Origin of the sequence: Fictibacillus macauensis ZFHKF-1, from assembly GCF_000269865.1 — a bacterium.
Classification (GTDB): Bacteria; Bacillota; Bacilli; order Bacillales; family Fictibacillaceae; genus Fictibacillus_C; species Fictibacillus_C macauensis.
The window spans coordinates 1-14832 of sequence record NZ_AKKV01000032.1; the positions used below are offsets into that span (position 1 = coordinate 1).

Consider the following 14832-nt stretch of genomic DNA (forward strand, 5'->3'; position numbering starts at 1 on the left):
GGTACAGCTCTGCCATTCGTAATTGCAGCAGATGCAGCAGCGATTGCCCTAGGTGCTGGATTAATTAGTCATGGTGTGTATAATGGAAGTAACGTACATAATACCTTTCAGCGAATAGATAGTCATAATGTAAAGCCTGAAGTTGGAACAATCAAACCGGGCAGTATGGAAGATTTTAATCCATTAACTGCAACGAACAAGCAAAAAGGTAATTATGGGGAAATGAGTGCGTTTCAAAATTTATTGAATAATCCTATTATAAAAAAAGCGGGTTATTATTTAAAGCAAATTGGGAGAAAACCACCAAAGACTCTTGATGATAAAATAGTTAAAGGGATTGATGGTCTTTATGAGAACGTTAATCCAAATTCAAAAATTAAGTATATAATTGATGAAGCAAAGTTTGGAAGTGCGCGACTTGGTAAAACGAAAGATGGCAAGCAGATGTCTGATGGATGGCTACTTGGAGAGAAGACTAATTTTAATCGAATACTGGACTATGTTAATGGGGACAAGAAATTAGCGAAGAAAATTACTAAAGCTTTGGAGGATAATCAAGTGGAACGGATTTTATCCAAAGTTGATGCCCATGGCAATGTAAAAACAGTGAGATTAGATGCTAATGGTCATGAGATTGGTGTATGGCCATAAAAGGAGAGGATTTTAATGAGAGACCATCTTTGTAAAGTAGAGAATTGTATCGATACCCTTGAATTTAACGTTGAGAGTATTGAAGAAATAACAGAAGAAATTAGAGGATTTGAGGAGGATGAAGAAAGAGGGATTCAAAGGAAGCCACGAGATAATCCTTCCATTATAAAGAGTAGGTATAAAATGATTCTTAATTACGCAACAGAAAACATTCGCGCAAAATACTCCATGGGGGCAGACATTTCATCCTTAGAAGAAGATTTTTTTCAAGGCGTCGATGTGTTAGAGAGAATGGGAGAGGAAAAAGCACACTACTTGCGGCTATTATGGCTGCTTTCTCTTGGTATTTTGCTTGAAATGGAACCTACTTATATTGAAAAAATAAAAAAGAAAGTGCATCAAGAACATATTAACGATGGTGTTATGAATTATTTATTTGCTGCCTACGGAATCGGGGAAACAGAAGTCGTTGCCGTTTATGAAAAAGAAAACCCATATGCAAAGACGAGAGAAATCTTAGAGCTCGCTACGACAGACCGAAAAGCCGCTTCCAAGCGCTTAACTCAGTATATGAAAAAAGAATGGTTTCAAGGACATTATGACTATGAGTGGCGCACTGCTCATAAACGCCATGGCTACTTAGGATTTTGGAGCTTTGAAACGGCAGCCCTCGCTAAAATCCTACAGCTTGACGACTCGGAACTAGAAAAAAGCAATCATTACCCCTATGAAATCGCGCATTACAAACGTGGCATGACGTTCCGTGATGTGACGTTTATTGATGAGGTAGTACAAGAAGAAACAGGCGTTCCTGGCATTCCCGCGCAGCCTGCCTTAGAATCAATGATTCCTGTTACCTATCATGCTTGGATCAATGACCTAATTGTAGATTATAAGCAACTTGACGCACGCACTTTTTTTGAAAAGTACAATGAAGCCCTCGTGCTGGATGAGATTTGGGATTCGTTTGAAGCATATGAAGAGCATCATGCGTCAAAGAATCGCCTCGGTATGTTGCTTGTGTTCGCGCTAGAGGCGAAAGAGTGGATTTTACAATTAGATTATAAAGAAGACATAGAAGATCATGTGGATTTTATGAAAAATGCATGGAAAGGACAGTCAATCAAGCTAATAGAGTTTGAGTTAGTCGACAACGACCAAGCGTATTTCGCACTCGTACCAGAAACGGCACCCGTTACAAATTGGTTTGAGGTGCAAGTGGAACAGGTTGTCATTGTACAAGAAGAATAATTTTGAAAGCCCCATCCTTGTCACTGATTTTAACAGAGACAAAGGTGGGGCTTTTTATTGTCTTCATGTAAGAGGTTCTGAGATTATTTCCACAAAAAACGGGTTACTAGCCACACTCTTTAATTGGTAAAATCAGTTCTTCAGATCTGATTATATTTACATATTTAAGTAAAAAGATGCATTGAACTGGCAGTAGTTAAAAAGGATAATAATAGTAAAATATTTGTTTTTCACTTGAGTGTTTATACTGTAAACCTTTTAAGCAGATGGTGATCATGTGGAGGTTGAATGGCAAGAGTTAATAGCTACCACAAGTAGGAATAATCGAGATATTTGCAGCTTTAAAGACGTGTAAACTGAAATTAGAACAATATAAAAGCAATTAACAAAAAACTCGTTGCATCAATTAGTGACTGGCGAGGGGCAAGAGAAAGAAAACATATAAGAACCGTATTTTAGTGGCTGTTGGTAGAGATGAAAAATTTTTAGAGCTTTTGAGGGTGATGAAGTAGAAAGAATAGTATTCAAAGTAGATGCAAAGGGCCATGTAAAAACCGTGAGATTGGACAGAAATGGGCATGAAATTGGCGATTTGCCTTAATCAGGGGAGGCAGTTATGAGAAATCAGCTTTGTAAAGCGGAGAATTGTATAGAAACTATTGAGTTAAATAGAAAATTTACACAAGGTGCTAAAGAGAAAATTGAATCTCTTCATGAGGATGAAAAGAAAGGCATTCAAAGAAATCCAAGAGATAACATATCAATTATTAAGAGTGTTCATAATAGAATATTCAATTACGCCACAGAAAACCTTCGTGCAAAATACTCCATGGGTGCAGACATTTCATCCTTAGAAGAAGATTTTCTACAAGCCGTTAGCGTGATCGATGGCATGGGCGAAGAAACGATGGGTTATACAAATTTATTGTGGCTTATCTCTGTTGGGGTTTTACTGGAAGTGGATCGATGTCATCTCGAAAAACTAAATCAGAAAGCGGTTCAAGATCAAGAACGCGACGCCGTCATTCACTACCTCTTAAGCGCCTGTGGATTTGGGAAGCCGCAAATTACCGCCACCTATAAAAAAGAAAATCCATATGCAAAGACGAGAAAAATCATAGAACTCGCTCGTACAGACCGCGAAGCAGCTTCTAAGCGCTTAACTCAGTATATGAAAAAAGAGTGGTATAAAGGACACCATGATGTCGGCTGGCGCAACGCTCATAAAGATTCAGATTACGTAGGCTTCTGGAGCTTTGAAACGGCAGCTATCGCTAAAATCCTACAGCTTGACGACGCGGCTCTAGAAAAAAACAATCATTACCCCTATGAATTGGCGCATTACAAACGAGGTATGACGTTCCGTGATGTCACATTTGTTGACGAACTAATAGAAGAAGAAACAGGCGTTCCTGGCATTCCCGCACAGCCTGCCTTAGAACCGATGATTCCTGTTACCTATCATGCTTGGATCAATGAACTGATTGTAGATTACAAGCAACTCGACGCACGCGCCTTTTTTGAAAAGTACAATGAAGCTCTCGTGCTGGATGAGATTTGGGATTCGTTTGAAGCATACGAAGAGCATCATGCGTCAAAAGATCGCCTCGGTATGTTGCTTGTGTTTGCGTTAGAGGCGAAAGAATGGATTTTACAATTAGATTATAAAGAAGACATAGAAGATCACGTGGATTTTATGAAAAATGCATGGAAAGGACAGTCAACCAAGTTACTAGAGTTTGAGTTAGTCGACAACGACCAAGCGTATTTTGCGCTCGTTCCGGTGACGGCACCCGTTACCAACTGGTTTGAGGTGAAAGTGGAACAGGCTGTCGTTGTACGAGAAGAAGAATAAGCAGTAAAGAATTACCCCGTTTTTGTCACTGATTTTAAGAGACAAAGGTGGGGCTTTTTTATTGTCTTTATGTAGGAGGTTCTAAAAAATTGCAGTCAGAGGCTACACCGGTTGTAATTGCAGCAGACGGTTAGATGGTTAGCGAAGGAGTTGGACCAATATCTCTTGGTGGTTATAATTTTTATAAAGCCAAAGATGCTTTTCAACGAATCTTGGAAAATCTTCGAATGCATCTAAGGGAGCTCGTAGTTGGGCTGATTGGAAAGGACATTCTAAGATGGGAGAGGTTCCTGTCAATGTTAGAATGAAGATGCTTGAAAAAGAGAAACAAGCTAGAGAAGCTCTAAAAATAGCTATAGAAGAGAGGTTGAAGAAATGAAGAAATTTGAAAAGAAAATTATGGATAAAACCATTATAGTAACTGCTGAAAAAGATTTAGAACCTCAAGTAGAAAGTTTGTTTGCTATATTAGAACAGGTAGACCGTAATAAATTAATTCATGGATTCTCATTACAAGTTGGTTGGTCCGTCTATTATTTACAGGAGAGAGAAACTGAGAATTTTATATTGACTACTCCTGATTACTCTAAAGATCCATTTGAAGATCTAACAGAAGATTTAACTTTAGCATTGTGGATACAACTAGAACAAGGTCATTTTTTGAGAAATATGAATGTAGATGGTTTATCAATAAAATTCAGTGATAAAATTATACTTTCTAAAGGTGTACTAGAACTCGAAAAAATATATTTACAAAGAAATGGAGATGTTGAAAAAGGAGATTCAGGTTGGTACATAGGACCAGTAGAGAATAATAATACTACAGAGTTGTATGCTCTATATGCTTATCAACTACTAAAAATTAAACCAGAAATCATTCAAGTTCTTGCTTTACCAAATGACTATATGGTTGTTTTTGAAGGTAATGAAATAAAAGCAGTATTAAACGAAAACGATGTAGATGTTTTAAAAGATTCAATATAGCTTTTATTTATGGAAATCTATAGTTACACAACTAAACTATACAGGAAGTAAAAATATTGAATAAAGCACTTGATTGTCTACTAATGACAACAAGTGCTTGTTGTTAGAAATGAAACTTTGGACAAATTAAGTGTCAACATGAAATTCATACCTCTTGAAGGTAGTACCATCAAGGGATTCTGTTTTAAAAGGAAAATATAGATATGATTTAGTTTATTCAAATGACGAAGAGCTTTTACCAGATGATATTTTCAATTTTTGGTTCAAAGAGGTGAAAAGTAGAAATAACTCAAATGGAAATGTCTTAATTAGTAGAAGAGTTTAGAAGTATTCAGGATTATGTTTTAAAGAACCAACTGCGCATTCAATTTAGCCACCATTACCCTCTAGCTATGCAACGAACAAGCAAAAAGGTAACTATGGGTAAATGAGTGCGTTTCATAATTTATTAAATAATCCTATTATAAAAAAAGCGGGTTATTATTGAAAGCAAGTTGGAAGGAAACCACCAAAGACTCTTGATGATAAAATAGTGAGACTATGTTAAAGGTAAAGATTGATTTTAGTGAAATGGTTTGGTGACACGTACCCTGCATCTGATTAAATCAGATTCACTACAACTGGATATTTATGTTAAAAATAAATGCAAATTTGTGAAGGCTTATACTTAAACTAACGGGACAGTTTAGTTGCAGAGGATACACATCTATTGGAAAGGATTTTGCTCTATATTTAACGATTTTGGCTTAGAGGGCAAATTATGAAATATTATAAGTTAATGATAGGATCAATGTAGGGAGGGAACCCAATGATTTTAGGTAATCCAATAGCAAGAGGAAATACTGCAAAAATTTATCTTTCCGATAACAAAATAGTAAAAGTTTATAACGATTTTTTGCCAGATACGGAATCCATAAATGAAGCAAATAAACAAAAATATGCCTACTCATGTGGACTTCCTGTACCTAAGATTTTAGAGGTTACTAAAATAAACGGAGAACAAGCAATCATAATGGAATATATTAAGGGAGAAACATTAGGAAATTTAATGTTGAAAGATAAAGAACAAGCAGAATATTACATGAATATTTCAGTCGATATGCAACTTGAAATTCATAGCATTATTCCAAATGCAACCGAACCAATGTATGATAAATTATACCGTCAAATTGAGACTGTGAATACATTAGATAGAAGACTAAAATCTTATTTGTTAAAGAAATTGGAATCATTTACATACGAGAATAGGCTTTGTCATGGTGATTTCCACTTATTTAATTTGATTATGACCGATAACCAAGTGGTAGTTATAGATTGGGTTGATTCGAGTGCAGGAGATATTCGTGCTGATATATATCGGACCTATCTGTTATATTCCCAATTTTCGTCTGAATTAGCTGATTTGTATTTGCGACTTTATTGTGAAAAGAGTGGACTTTTAAGGTCTGAAGTTTTTCAATGGGCTCCTATCATTGCTGGAGCAAGATTATCTGAAAGTGTCTCATCTGAGAATTCAGAACGACTTATGGAGATTATAAATCACTACTTCCAATTATAGTATGACAACACTATTTGCGTAATTTCACTTACAATCCAGACACCGCCGACCAAAATTATCGTTCACATGCATACTCTTATGGAAGAAAAGCTGGTGCGCTTAGTGTTCCAAGCTTAGAAATTGCAGCAGGAATCCTTGCGTTTTTAAGCGTACCTGTAATAACTGCAGGAGGAGCTTTTGGTACTGTTTTATCTGGAGGTACAGCTCTGCCATTCGTAATTGCAGCAGATACGGCAGTGATCGGCTTAGGTGTTGGACTAATTTCTCATGGCGGTTATAATCTGTATAACGCAAAGGATACATTACAGCGAATCGATCGCCATAATGTAAAGCCAGAAGTGAGTGCTAATAAGGGTACGGTAAAATATAATGGAGGAAGAACACAGAAAGAATTGGATGATTTAGCAGGAGATCCATCACATGGAGGAAGAATTGAAGGTCAAGGAATAAAAGAAAGAGAGATTGGATTAGAATTAGAAAGTCGCGGTGATTTAGGAAGAATTATTAGAGATCAAAAAGCTGATAAAGGTGCAGAGTTTATTGATACTGTTACAGAGAAAAAAGGGGATGTAAAGAGCTTTGAATCTTATCCTAATGGTCATACTTCACCCAAAAAAGGTGCTTTTACAGTTGATAACGCTATGAAAAAAATAAAGAAAGAGTTTGAACGTGGTCACAATGTTATACTTGATGATAGGAATTTGACCCCAGAACATACCAAGCAATTGAAAGAGGCAATACAAAAAGAGGGGATATCAGACAAGATTATTTGGTATCCTTAGAGGGAGGAATTATAATTAATAATCGCAAAAAAGAGGAATTAATTCAACTTTTAGAATTACATAAAATTTGGCTTGATTCTCTAGGGTTAGAAGGCAAGAAGTTAGTTCTTGATGAAGTAAAGTTGACCGAAGTAGATTTAATAAAATATCCATTAAATCAAGCTTATATTACAGATTGTATCTTTAATAATATGCACTTGATTAATATAGAAATGTTTTCTTCAACTATTTGTTCTTCAAGCTTTATGTTTGCTAATTTAGAAAATGCTGATTTCTATAAAGCAGATGTTTCTTATGCAAACTTTACAAACGCAAACCTTCAAAATACAAGATTTGCTAAGAGTGATTGTATTGAAACTATCTTTAATAGTGCAAACTTAAGTGATGCAAAATTAGTAGCAGCTCTTTTTGATTATGCAGATTTTCGTAATGCAAACCTTCAAAATGCAGACGTAAGCGAATCGACGTTTGAAAATGTATTACTAAAAGGAGCTAAACTAACAGGGGTTCGAGGGTTAGAAGAGGCTTTTATTAAAAGTATTAATATTGGGACACCAGAACAACCAAATATTCTAATAGGTGGAGAGGCTAGAAAGTGGTTAGAAGTGATGAGCAATTAAAGTAAGAGCAAAATAACTTTTGGGATATAAGTGATTATAACCTTGATTGGCTAAATGCCTTTCAAGGTTTCTTTTTATTATATATGGAATGATGAAGCAAAAAACAGCTTATTACCCGTAGGGTGGTTCGTATATAACGGCACCCGTTACAAATTGGTTTGAGGTTCCAGTGGAACAGGCTGTCGTTGTACGAGAAGATTGAGTACACATGGAGGAAAACTAAAAGACGGTGCTAATCTATTTGAGTATGATTCTAAGAAAGAAAGGTACTCTAATATCTATGGTCCGAATAATGATCATCACATTTATTACAATAGATCAAGAGGTTAATTGTGTTGTCATATCAAAATGAAAAAATAATAAAGAAAATAGCATTGATGAATGCAAAAAAAACGTTAAATCAATTATCAAATATAGAGCTTATTGAATTTGAAGATTATGATTCACGCTGGTTGAAATTATTTGAAGTTCCATTGAAACAATTTCGTAAGATAGATTCTGAACCAACTTATTCTAAACCTATTGGAGATACTACTAGTTATATATCTTGGTTTGAAAGTTCATTGGATTTTCTAGAGGAAAAGAAAGAATGGTTTATTCAGGTGCCAAATTGTCAATTTCCTGTATGGGCTAATGTTAGAGTGATGAATATTACAAAAGCAATAGAAGAGCTTTGGGAAACATCAGAAAATCGTGATATAATAGTAGCTGATCAGTCTACGGGCAGTATTGCTCAAATTTTTATAGAAGAAAAAAATCATGAAATTCATGTTGGAAAATGTGATATTACAAACATAGACAAGAAAAATAGTTAAGTAACTTTTCTTATTACTACCTTGATGGGCTAAATGTCTTTCAAGGTTTTTTACTTTGCTTCTATTAAATAGCTAAAATTTGAGTGAAGAAAAGGAAAATGACTGGTTTGATGTAACCGTCAAGTAGTTTTTAACACTTTTTGCTAATTAAGTTTGAACACTTTCATCGCCAAAAATCGTACTTCTGTGCTTAATCCTGTAGCTGGCCTCATTTAATTGGATAACCTCAACCCTATGGAGAAGCCGATCCAAAATAGCCGTCGTAATACCCTGATCTCCCATCAACTCACCCCATTGATCAGGTCCCTTATTGGAAGTCAGGATAATAGAACTCTTCTCGTAAAGGCCGTTGACCAGATGAAAGAAGAGGTTTGCCTCTCGCTGGTCCATAGCCATATACATCAAGTCATCAATGATGACCAAATCCGATTCCCTTATCCTTTTAAGCAGAGTTTTGGATTTAGAGAGATATTCCTGTGTTTTGAGAACATGGACCAGTTCACCCATCGTTAAAAAGGCAACCTTGTATCCTTTGTAAATGGCTTCAAGGCCCAGTCCTATCACAATGTGTGTTTTGCCTACGCCCGGCGGGCCAAGTAGAATGAGGTTATACTGTTGTTCCAGCCAATTCAGCTCCCTCAGCTGATTTATCTGACGGGTGCTGACCGACTTTTGCTCTTCAATTTTGAATTCATCAAGTGTCTTATGATAAGGGAATTTAGCCCACTTCAGCCTTCTTTCCACATTTTTCTCTTCTCTTCTTTTCAATTCAAAAGCCAAGAGTTCCTCCAGGAACTCCTGATAGGTCCACGATGCCTGCTCCGCTTTCCGCAGTAATGCAGGAAGCCCGCTCGCCGTTTCGGCCAACCGGAGATGGCGGAAGCGATCCTGAATATCCTGTATAGTGCTGTTCATTGTCCAACGCCTCCCAATATTTTTATATAACCATCCAGTTCCCTGACATGTGCAGTGGCTTATGCTGCGGGGAGGTTGCCTTGTTCAAGATTGTTAAAACGAGGCATTTGTGTTTCTTTTGTTTCATGTATGCGCTTGTTATACTGGAGCCATGGCTACTCTCGAGAGAGAGTACGGGAGAGACTGGAGTTAGGTGTTGCTTTTCGACGGCGTGCACTTCTTCCGGTCTCTTTTTTGTTGTGTTGTGTACATTGTGATTTCCTGTCCTTTTAAGCCAGGCAATACTTTGTTCGTTCCAGGCATCTATGTTTGTAAAGACAAATCGTTAAAAGAACTCGCCTCTACATACAACAAGAATAATCCAATTTAAGACATCACGAAAAAAAACATGCTCACAACTTTTAATAAAAGTCAGCTAGTAGATCTGAAATCATTTACTAAATTAAAAGAAGACTGGATTCGTACTACACAAGAAAAGCCTATTAAACAAGTTACAATTAATGATGAAGATTATTATATATTCCGTGATGGCTCAGTAGCGAAATATGTTCCTGATGGTGTAGGTGATTCTGGTCACTTTGAATTGATTAAGCAGTTACCAGAGGAAGACTCATGGATTAAGCAAACCATGACTTATGCGGGGCATTATGCCTATGGGTTCCTTGTATCCGTAGGAGAGAGTTTTGGGTACAATCCAGACTCCGCCGACCAAAATTATCGTTCACATGCATACTTTAATGGAAGAAGAGCTGGTGCGCTTAGTGTTCCAAGCTTAGAAATTGCAGCAGGAATTCTTGCATTTTTAAGCGTACCTGTAATAACTGCAGGAGGAGCTTTTGGTACTGTTTTATCTGGAGGTACAGCTCTGCCATTCGTAATTGCAGCAGATGCTGCAGCGATTGGCTTAGGTGTTGGATTAATTGGTCATGGTATGTATCATCAAAATAAAGTACATGATACTATGCAGCGAATAGATAGCCATAATGTAAAGCCTGAAGTTGGTGGTAGTAAGGGAACTAATAAACCTTTACAAAAACATCACTATGCAACAAATAAAAGTAAGAAGTACACTCCTCAAATTGAGAATATAACGAAAAAGTATGATTTAGATTTAGATGAGGAATGGAATAAGGAATTGCTACCTCATCAAAGAAGACATCCATATGCATATCATGATTATGTATTAGATGAACTGAGTACTTATGATAGATTAGCTAAAGGAGATAGAAAAAAATTTCTTAAATTGTTTGAAGGCTTAAAGCAGAAAGTAAGGGAAAATCCAGATATGCTTTATAAAGAATATTGGAGGTCAAAATGAAGTATTTTAAACTTATTTTAGATGACACAAATGACAATGATGTAGTTGTTCATTGTAGGGATACACATGGATTTGAGCAATATGAGTTAAAGGAAGGGAATTTTTTAGAGAATTGGAATGAAAATTTCACTTTTTATTACAATCTTTATGATGGAAATAGATTTACGGACTATTTAGCAAATAATTTAGGCTGGTTCATTGTATCAAAAAAGTTTAAAGAATTAATTGAAAAAATCGAAAAAGATATTCAATTTCTACCTGTAAATGTTGTTGATTTTGAAAGTAAATATAAAGTAGAAAATGATGAATACTTTGTTGCAAATGTATTAGGAATAGTTGATGCATTAAACCTAGAAAAATCGGATTACAGTGTTATAGATTTTGACGGTGAAAATATTTATTCTGTAAGAAAATATGCAGTATCAGAAGAAAAAATAAATAACAAAAATTTATTTAAATTAAAGGGAGATGAGATTCCATTATTCGTATCAGAAGAATTTAAGCAGATAGTTGAAGAATATAACATCAGCGGTTGTGAATTTTTGGAAATAAAAAATATTTTATGATTTTTCTAGGAACTTTAGAGGGGTAACCTTTAAAGTTCTTTTGTTTACCAACCATGTTTATCAAGTAGAGCAAAGGGGCAGGACAAGTTTGCTAAATAAAAAAGCCTAAAAATATTTCCAGAAGAGGCAGGATCAATGTGGCAGATGGATGAGTTTTTATATAGATTTGCAAAAGTTTAAGACGAGTTTACGCTCAATCTGATACAAACGATCGCAGTAGTTGACGCCTATTTGTCCGTTTTTACTATCAACTTTTAACCAAAAACGCCTCGTGTGCGCCCAGCAATTAGCGAACTGCACATCAGGTAAATGGCCGTAGGCTGAATAGCCATCGCAAATCACCATTCCTTTAAATCTGGTGGTGAAGTCTGCTAATATAGCTCGGCTTCTTGATAAGGCACTTTTGAAAAGGGCAATAATAGACCCTTGGCTGGGTACGCTATGGCATACCCAGTTATAAGCGTTTGATTGACCAGATTTCTCGTTGGAACGTTTAATGATTCAGCATACGTTTCATCCACATGAATCACCGATTTAGCCGTTACTAATTGTTTCATCCCATCATAGAATTGGTTTGAAGTACAAGTAGAACAGGCTGACATTGTACAAGAAGAATAATTTTGAAAGCCCCACCCTTGTCACTCTAGTTACACTATTTAATTGGTAAAAGCAGTTCTTCAGACCTGAATAGATTTTCATATTTAAGTGAAAAGTTGCATTGAATCGGCAGGAGTTAAAAAGGATAATAATAGTAAAATGTTTGTTTTTTTCCTGAGATACTGTAAAGCTTTTAAGCGGATGGTGATCATGTGGAAATTGTACTGCAAGAGTTAATAGCTACCACAAGTAGGAATAATGATCATTAGACCTAAATAAAGGAGTGATATGATCTTGGAACCTAAAACAAAGGATTTAGATAAAATAGTTAGATTTTCAATAAAAGAAGATTTAAAAAAGCTTAAAATAAAATCAAGAGGTGGAATTTATTTTAAGCGAATTGAGCAATATTTTATATATATTTATATATATATTTCAGAAATGCAGAATGAAGAGAGAGTATAAAATATTTTGTGTAAATGAAAATTCCATATAAAAAAAGAAGACCTCTTCTTGATATACTATAGTCACGACAACTAATAATGAGAGAGGTCTTCCTATGAACCATTTTACAACAGAACTCGTTGAGGCACTAGTAAAAAAACAAGGTATTACAGAGGTATTTCGTTCTCATCTTGAAACCGCCATTAATTCCCTACTTCAAACAGAATTAACTGAGTTTTTGGATTATAAAAAGTATGACCGTATTGGGTTTCATTCTGGAAATTCTCGTAGCGGTATTTAAGAGCTCACGCTTCATATTATCCCTATGAATTAGCGCATTACAAACAAGGCATGACGTTCCGTGATGTCACATTTGTTGACGAACTAATAGAAGAAGAAACAGGCGTTCCTGGTATTCCCGCGCAACCTGCCTTAGAACCGGTGATTCCTGTTACCTATCATGCTTGAATCAATGAACTGATTGTAAATTATAAGCAACTCGACGCACGTATCTTTTATGAAAAATACAACGAAGCCCTCGTGCTAGACGAGATTTGGGATTCGTTTGGAGCATATGAAGAGCATCATGCGTCAAAGAATCGCCTCGGTATGTTGCTTGTATTCGCGTTAGAGGCGAAAGAGTGGATTTTACAATTAGATTATAAAGAAGACATAGAAGATCATGTGGATTTTATAAAAAATGCATGGAAGGGACAGCCAACCAAGCTACTAGAGTTTGAGTTAGTCGATAATAACCAAGCGTATTTCGCGCTCGTTCCAGTGAATGCACACGTTACAAATTGGTTTGAAGTACAGGTGGAACAGGCTGTTGTTGTACGAGAAGAAGAATAATTTTGAAAGTCCCACCCTTGCCACTAATTTTAATAGAGACGGTAGGAGGTTCTAAAAAAATTGCAGTTAGAGACTACACCGGCTGTAATTGCAGCAGACGCAGTTAGATAAATTAAATACCCATCAAAGTATTAGGGAGTCGGAACAACAAGTATTTGAATGGCAACAAAAATTAAAAAAAGGTACAGAAAGTGGCTTGCCATTATACAAATCAAAGGTATTAGAAAAGGATATTGAGAAGTTTAACAAAACAAAAATTTAATGAAGAAATAAAGATTTGGCAAAGAGGTGGCGGTGCTATTGAAGAACTTTTGGGAAGGTGGATAAATAAATGAAGTTCGGAAAAAACACTCAATTAGTTGAAGAGGTTATTAGTTTTATTACAAATTTACAATTTTTTAACAATGAAAACCTTCTAAATCGTGATGTTGTTATGGTTAATCAGTATGAAAGAGCACAAGAATTGGCGTTGTCTCAAGATTTGGATGAAGTTGAAAACGTTTGGGAAGATATTAAATCCTCAGAAGGTGGGGAAATAATAGGACAATTATATGAGCATGATTTAAACTCTATGGAGCGTCCTATAAGGGAGATTATTCAATCATCTGAGAACCATCCAGATGATTTTGTAGTACAATATATTGATATTTTTGAAGAAATAATTGGAGATTTACATATGTGTGCACTAAATCGTTTAGTAAATGGAAAAGTTAATAATTTTTATGAAAGAATCTTTGAGGTTTATAAGCTTGGGGGATGGCCTTGTGGATGGGAAGGTGAATATCCACAGGGGAGAATCATTGTATATTCACCTGATAAAAAATAAAGTATATTTGTAGTGGAAAGATAAACCATAAGTGGTTTGAAAGTAGAGATTCATGATGATTTCACCATCATGAAGTTGGATTGTCAACACTAAATTTCAGTAAAATCCAGACAATGTTAGACTAGAAATTCCCTCTGCAAATAGAAGTCATAAATATGAGTAGATAAGGAGATAGCGGAATGAGAATATTAGATGTTTTCGATGCAGTTAGAGATGGAAGTTTTAAAGATTTTAAACACTTTTATGACGGTGATATTAATCAAGTTGATTCTGGTTTAGATTTGAATTTATTATGTATGGCAATGACGAATGATAGAAATCCTAGTGAAAAACTTAAAATCATCAAATTTTTACTAGAAGAAAATATTGATATTAATTATACTACGTCGAAAGAAAAAAGGAACGCATTACATATGTTTTATTTTTGCGTTTTACGTCCAACAATAGCGTATGAATTAGAAATAACAAGGTTACTTCTTGATTATGAGATTAATATTAATGCTCTAGATCAATATAACGCTATACCCCTAAAATACGCTATTACAATAAATAAATTGTCTACAGAAGATAATAAAGAGATGTATAAATTACTTATTAGTAGCGGCTCAAAAGTTCATTTAAAAGATGCTTTTGGAAAATCATGTATGGACTATGCTAAGGAGTATTTTTGGAGAAATGAATTAGTAACGATTAATGAGGAGTGTAACAATGAAAATTAACAATGCTGACTACGGAGGTTTTATAGTTTCTAAGAATTCGCGGCAGGGAAGCCGGTGTTTGTCAATATAGTTGTCGCAT

The 14832-nt window shown here is 35.5% G+C and carries 16 protein-coding genes and 3 pseudogenes; 17 read left to right on the top strand and 2 right to left on the bottom strand.

Annotated elements, in window-relative coordinates; all coding sequences use genetic code 11:
• The 8 genes from A374_RS20845 to A374_RS15015 form a co-directional block, all read left to right on the top strand.
• A partial coding sequence (locus tag A374_RS20845) for a hypothetical protein (RefSeq protein WP_007203075.1) occupies positions 1-651 on the top strand: 651 nt, incomplete at its 5' end.
• A 15-nt stretch (positions 652-666) separates the two neighbouring features.
• On the top strand, positions 667-1902 hold the full coding sequence (locus A374_RS14985; protein WP_007203076.1) for a PoNe immunity protein domain-containing protein: 1236 nt from the start codon (positions 667-669) through the stop codon (positions 1900-1902).
• A gap of 616 nt (positions 1903-2518) precedes the next feature.
• Positions 2519-3757 carry a PoNi-like cognate immunity protein gene (locus tag A374_RS14990; RefSeq protein WP_007203077.1) on the top strand — a complete coding sequence of 413 codons (1239 nt, stop codon included), beginning with the start codon at positions 2519-2521 and terminating at the stop codon, positions 3755-3757.
• Positions 3758-4132: 375 nt separating this feature from the next.
• Complete coding sequence (locus A374_RS14995) at positions 4133-4741, top strand: immunity protein Imm33 domain-containing protein (RefSeq protein WP_007203078.1); 609 nt, start codon at positions 4133-4135, stop codon at positions 4739-4741.
• A gap of 808 nt (positions 4742-5549) precedes the next feature.
• Complete coding sequence (locus A374_RS15000) at positions 5550-6299, top strand: phosphotransferase family protein (protein WP_007203079.1); 750 nt, start codon at positions 5550-5552, stop codon at positions 6297-6299.
• A 14-nt stretch (positions 6300-6313) separates the two neighbouring features.
• The gene (locus A374_RS15005) at positions 6314-7081 is read left to right on the top strand and encodes a hypothetical protein (protein ID WP_007203080.1); all 768 of its coding nucleotides are present in this window, start codon (positions 6314-6316) and stop codon (positions 7079-7081) included.
• Positions 7069-7701: a pentapeptide repeat-containing protein gene (locus A374_RS15010; RefSeq protein WP_007203081.1), complete on the top strand. Its 633-nt coding sequence runs from the start codon at positions 7069-7071 to the stop codon at positions 7699-7701. Before A374_RS15005 ends, A374_RS15010 begins: the two co-directional genes overlap by 13 nt.
• 335 nt (positions 7702-8036) lie before the next feature.
• Positions 8037-8516, top strand: a complete 480-nt coding sequence (locus tag A374_RS15015; protein WP_007203082.1) for a hypothetical protein — start codon at positions 8037-8039, stop codon at positions 8514-8516.
• Between the two features lie 147 nt (positions 8517-8663).
• Here the strand turns inward: A374_RS15015 and istB are convergent, their stop codons facing one another.
• Complete coding sequence (gene istB / locus A374_RS15020; RefSeq protein ID WP_007203083.1) at positions 8664-9431, bottom strand: IS21-like element helper ATPase IstB; 768 nt, start codon at positions 9429-9431, stop codon at positions 8664-8666.
• A 388-nt stretch (positions 9432-9819) separates the two neighbouring features.
• Between istB and A374_RS20130 the strand changes: the two genes are divergently transcribed.
• On the top strand, positions 9820-10749 hold the full coding sequence (locus A374_RS20130; protein ID WP_007203084.1) for an AHH domain-containing protein: 930 nt from the start codon (positions 9820-9822) through the stop codon (positions 10747-10749).
• Positions 10746-11315 carry an imm11 family protein gene (locus A374_RS15030; RefSeq protein ID WP_007203085.1) on the top strand — a complete coding sequence of 190 codons (570 nt, stop codon included), beginning with the start codon at positions 10746-10748 and terminating at the stop codon, positions 11313-11315. Before A374_RS20130 ends, A374_RS15030 begins: the two co-directional genes overlap by 4 nt.
• 156 nt (positions 11316-11471) lie before the next feature.
• Here the strand turns inward: A374_RS15030 and A374_RS20135 are convergent, their stop codons facing one another.
• Positions 11472-11816, bottom strand: coding sequence for an IS66 family transposase (locus tag A374_RS20135; RefSeq protein WP_338009615.1), 345 nt, complete (start codon positions 11814-11816; stop codon positions 11472-11474).
• Positions 11817-12206: 390 nt separating this feature from the next.
• On the opposite strand from A374_RS20135, the gene A374_RS20700 reads away from it, so the two are divergent.
• The 7 genes and pseudogenes from A374_RS20700 to A374_RS15060 all read left to right on the top strand — a co-directional run bounded on the left by A374_RS20700 (position 12207) and on the right by A374_RS15060 (position 14753).
• Positions 12207-12377, top strand: coding sequence for a hypothetical protein (locus A374_RS20700; RefSeq protein WP_156793239.1), 171 nt, complete (start codon positions 12207-12209; stop codon positions 12375-12377).
• 94 nt (positions 12378-12471) lie between these two features.
• Positions 12472-12651: pseudogene (locus A374_RS15040) on the top strand (transposase); the annotation flags it as partial.
• 245 nt (positions 12652-12896) lie between these two features.
• Positions 12897-13208 (top strand): hypothetical protein, encoded by a 312-nt coding sequence (locus A374_RS21145; RefSeq protein WP_007203088.1) that lies wholly within the window; start codon positions 12897-12899, stop codon positions 13206-13208.
• A 100-nt stretch (positions 13209-13308) separates the two neighbouring features.
• Positions 13309-13543: pseudogene (locus A374_RS21365) on the top strand (AHH domain-containing protein); the annotation flags it as partial.
• On the top strand, positions 13540-14034 hold the full coding sequence (locus tag A374_RS15055) for a hypothetical protein (protein ID WP_007203090.1): 495 nt from the start codon (positions 13540-13542) through the stop codon (positions 14032-14034). The pseudogene A374_RS21365 and the gene A374_RS15055, both read left to right, overlap by 4 nt.
• Before the next feature lie 103 nt (positions 14035-14137).
• Positions 14138-14197, top strand: a pseudogene (locus A374_RS21475) (GH-E family nuclease); the annotation flags it as partial.
• A gap of 16 nt (positions 14198-14213) precedes the next feature.
• Positions 14214-14753: an ankyrin repeat domain-containing protein gene (locus tag A374_RS15060; protein ID WP_007203091.1), complete on the top strand. Its 540-nt coding sequence runs from the start codon at positions 14214-14216 to the stop codon at positions 14751-14753.
• Positions 14754-14832 lie beyond the last annotated feature (79 nt).

Coding starts and splice junctions, on each gene's coding strand:
- A374_RS15030 (WP_007203085.1), top strand. CDS start 10,746: ATGAAGTATTTTAAACTTATTTTAGATGACACAAATGACAATGATGTA.
- istB (WP_007203083.1), bottom strand. CDS start 9,431: ATGAACAGCACTATACAGGATATTCAGGATCGCTTCCGCCATCTCCGG.
- A374_RS15000 (WP_007203079.1), top strand. CDS start 5,550: ATGATTTTAGGTAATCCAATAGCAAGAGGAAATACTGCAAAAATTTAT.
- A374_RS14990 (WP_007203077.1), top strand. CDS start 2,519: ATGAGAAATCAGCTTTGTAAAGCGGAGAATTGTATAGAAACTATTGAG.
- A374_RS14985 (WP_007203076.1), top strand. CDS start 667: ATGAGAGACCATCTTTGTAAAGTAGAGAATTGTATCGATACCCTTGAA.
- A374_RS20130 (WP_007203084.1), top strand. CDS start 9,820: ATGCTCACAACTTTTAATAAAAGTCAGCTAGTAGATCTGAAATCATTT.
- A374_RS15060 (WP_007203091.1), top strand. CDS start 14,214: ATGAGAATATTAGATGTTTTCGATGCAGTTAGAGATGGAAGTTTTAAA.
- A374_RS14995 (WP_007203078.1), top strand. CDS start 4,133: ATGAAGAAATTTGAAAAGAAAATTATGGATAAAACCATTATAGTAACT.
- A374_RS15055 (WP_007203090.1), top strand. CDS start 13,540: ATGAAGTTCGGAAAAAACACTCAATTAGTTGAAGAGGTTATTAGTTTT.